Origin of the sequence: Frankia sp. AgKG'84/4 (assembly GCF_023242965.2) — a bacterium.
Classification (GTDB): domain Bacteria; phylum Actinomycetota; class Actinomycetes; order Frankiales; family Frankiaceae; genus Frankia.
Map to the genome: position 1 here is coordinate 1 of NZ_JALKFU020000627.1, position 2,930 is coordinate 2,930.

Consider the following 2,930-nt stretch of genomic DNA (forward strand, 5'->3'; position numbering starts at 1 on the left):
CGGTGAGCGACACCGGCCCCAGCCCGAGCAGCGCGCGCGGCGCCGAGGTCACCGACGCCAGCGCCTCGTCCGGGGCGAGGTGCCCGGCGGTGACCATCAGCGACGCCGTCTCCAACGCGTCGCCGCGGCCCACCGGGTTGAACGGGTCGCGCAGGTTGTCCCCGCCGGCGGCGACGATCACCCCGGCGCGGCGCAGCGGCCCGATCGCGGTCAGTCCGCGCGGGATGCCGACGGTGTGGTTGCGCCCCTGCAGGAACAGGTTCGTCTGCGGCAGCGTGACGATCCCGACCCCGGCGGCGGCGACCTGCTCGCTGACCCGCTCCTGCACGTTCGGCGGCTGCATCGACAGGCTCACGCAGTGGCTGGCCGCCGCGCCGTGCCGGAACCCGGTGCGTTCGACCAGGTCGGCGAGGGTGGCGAGGGTGAGTAGCCGCGGGTCGAGGGTCTCGTCGGTGTGCAGGTCCAACGGGAGCCCGGCCTCGCCGGCGGCGTCGAGGCAGATCGCGACGGCCTGGTGCGGCTCGGGGTCGAGGTGCGGACAGCCACCGGCGACGTCGGCGCCCTCGGCCAGCGCCTGGCGCAGATCCCGCCCGGGCTGCCCGGACAGCGGGTTCGACACCAGTGCCACGAGCTGCAGCTCCACCAGCCCCCGCCAGCGTTCCCGCACGTCGACCAGCGCCTCCAACGCCCGCATGCCCGACTGGACGCCGACGTTGACGTGCGTGCGGAGGTGGGTCGTGCCCAGCGCCAGGTGAATCCGCAATGCCGCCTGCGCGCGGGCGGCGAAGTCCTCGACCGTCGAGGTCGGCAGCAGCGTCTGGATCGCCATGATGGCGCCGGCGAGATCCCCGGTGACGTTGCGGGCCAGCGACGCGGTCAGCGCCTTGTCCAGGTGCGCGTGCGGTTCCACGAACGACGCGAGCAGCACCTGTCCGGTCAGGTCGACGTCATCCGGCCCGATCGGCCCGGTCCGCCCGGTCCGCCCGGTCCGGTCAGCCGGGTCGGCCTGGTCGGTCGACGGGACGACCTGGCGGATCAGCCCGTCGGCGAGCTCCACGTCGACGACGTCGCCCTCCGCCGTCGTGGCGCCGCGCAGCCAGCTCATGACAGTGCCGACCGCGGCTGGACGCCGAGGACGCGGCGGGCGATCTCGGCGGTGGCGCCCGCGGCCGCCAGTTCGTGACCGGGCTGGGCGCCGCCGGAGAGGTTGATCCCGTCGACGCCGGGCACCGCCAGCATCCGTTCGGCGAGTTGCGCCCCCGCGCGCACCCCGGTGAGCCGCGGGTCGACCGCGTTCATGATCCCCTCCAGGTAGCCGGCGGGCAGACGGGGACCGGCGAAGGACGCGACGACCACGGCGGTGGCGGCGCTCGTCACCACCGGCACACAGCCGAGCACCGTCCCGTCGAAACCGGACTCGCGCAGCGCGGCGACCGCGTCGGCGAGCGGCCCGAGGCCGCCGCAGTGGTCGACGAACACCACGTCGGCACCCACATCGATCTTGGCGACGAGTCGGGACAGCCGTCGGTCCGCCGGCGGCGCGGCCGGCGCGTGCGCGACCGACACCAGCGGTCCCCGCCCGCGTGCGAGCGCGACGACGTCGAGGCTGTCCAGGTCGAACACCCCTGGCGCGTCCGCCCGGTGACCGAGTGCCGGATGGTCGCCGGTGACGCAGTGCAGCCCGGTGACGCCCGCGTCGGCGCACGCCGCGATCTCACCCTCGAGCGCGACCCGGTTGCGGTCCCGGCAGTTGATCCCCGTCCACACCGCCACCCCGAGATCCGTGAGCAGCCGTGCCCGGTACGACGGCGGGAACTGCACCCGCGCGCCGCCGTGATCCCCGAGCAGGCAGGCATCGGCGGCCCCGGCGAGCACACCCGCGCTCGCCCGCAGACTGTCCGCGGACAGCGCGGCAGCCGGCAGATCGGCGACGACGACCGGCCGCACCGCCGCCACCGCGCGAAACGCCGCGGCCGCGTCGGATCGGCCGGCCGCGCCGGGCCCGTCAGCACCAGCCACCGGTAGGGCAGCGGGATAGGGCCAGGCGTCCACCGCATCGAGGAACGAGCACGGACCGGTGTCGGGAACCTCACAGCGCCCGTCCTCGGACACTCCCGCGCAGGGTCCGTGCACCATCTGCTTGGGGCATCGGGCGACCGCGCCACCCCAGGTGGCCTCGGCGAACGCCCCGATGTTCAGCACGCCAACACTGTCGGGCGAGGCCGTCGACATCCGGTTTCGAGTCGATAGACCTTCTGTTAAAGGTTCACCTACGTCCGTGCCGGGGCGCTCCGGAGCGCAGCCCTCGCCGCCCGATTCCGGGCGGTAGCCGCCCACCCCTGACGGGGGTCGGAAAGGACGGCCCGCGAGCCCGCGGACCCGCGTCGCTCAGGTGCCGCAGGGTGAGGTGCCAGCGGACGCCGGGCCGGTGGCGAAGTCCTCGACCCACGGTGGCGGGCGGCGGTCATCGGGGGAAGGCTGCCACTGGCCGTCGCGGACGGCGTAGGTCCAGCCGGTACCGACGCGCAGGTAGCCGTCGAGGGCGTCGAGCAGACGGTCGACGTGCTCGGACGTCGAGCCGACGCCGACGCTGGCGCGCAGCGCCCCGCCGGGCACGCCGAGGCGGGCCAGCAGCGGATGCGCGCAGAACCGGCCGGCCCGCACGCCGATGCCATGCTCGGCCGAGAGGTAGGCGGAGACCCGGCCGGGGTCGTGCCCGGGCAGCGAGAACGCGACGACGCCGATCCCGGCGGCGCCGACCTCGTCGCTGTCCGCCCAGATCCGGTGGATCACGACGCCATCGAGGGCGGCGAGCCCGCGCAGCAGCCGATCCCGCAGCCGCGTCTCGTGCCGTTCCCATGCGCCGGCGGGCAGCGCGGCGAGCGCGCGGCACGCGGCGGCGATCGCGCTCGCGCCGACGAGGTTCGGCG

General features: G+C 75.3%; 3 protein-coding genes. All 3 read right to left on the minus strand.

Annotated features, from left to right (window positions below; all coding sequences use genetic code 11):
- Positions 1-1,105, minus strand: a 1,105-nt coding sequence (locus MXD58_RS24205) for an amidohydrolase family protein (RefSeq protein WP_250609995.1), incomplete at its 3' end; no start/stop codon positions are given.
- On the minus strand, positions 1,102-2,202 hold the full coding sequence (locus MXD58_RS24210; RefSeq protein ID WP_248841166.1) for a methylenetetrahydrofolate reductase C-terminal domain-containing protein: 1,101 nt from the start codon (positions 2,200-2,202) through the stop codon (positions 1,102-1,104). The genes MXD58_RS24205 and MXD58_RS24210, both read right to left, overlap by 4 nt.
- A 186-nt stretch (positions 2,203-2,388) precedes the next feature.
- Positions 2,389-2,930, minus strand: a 542-nt coding sequence (locus tag MXD58_RS24215; RefSeq protein WP_250609996.1) for an aminotransferase class V-fold PLP-dependent enzyme, incomplete at its 5' end; no start/stop codon positions are given.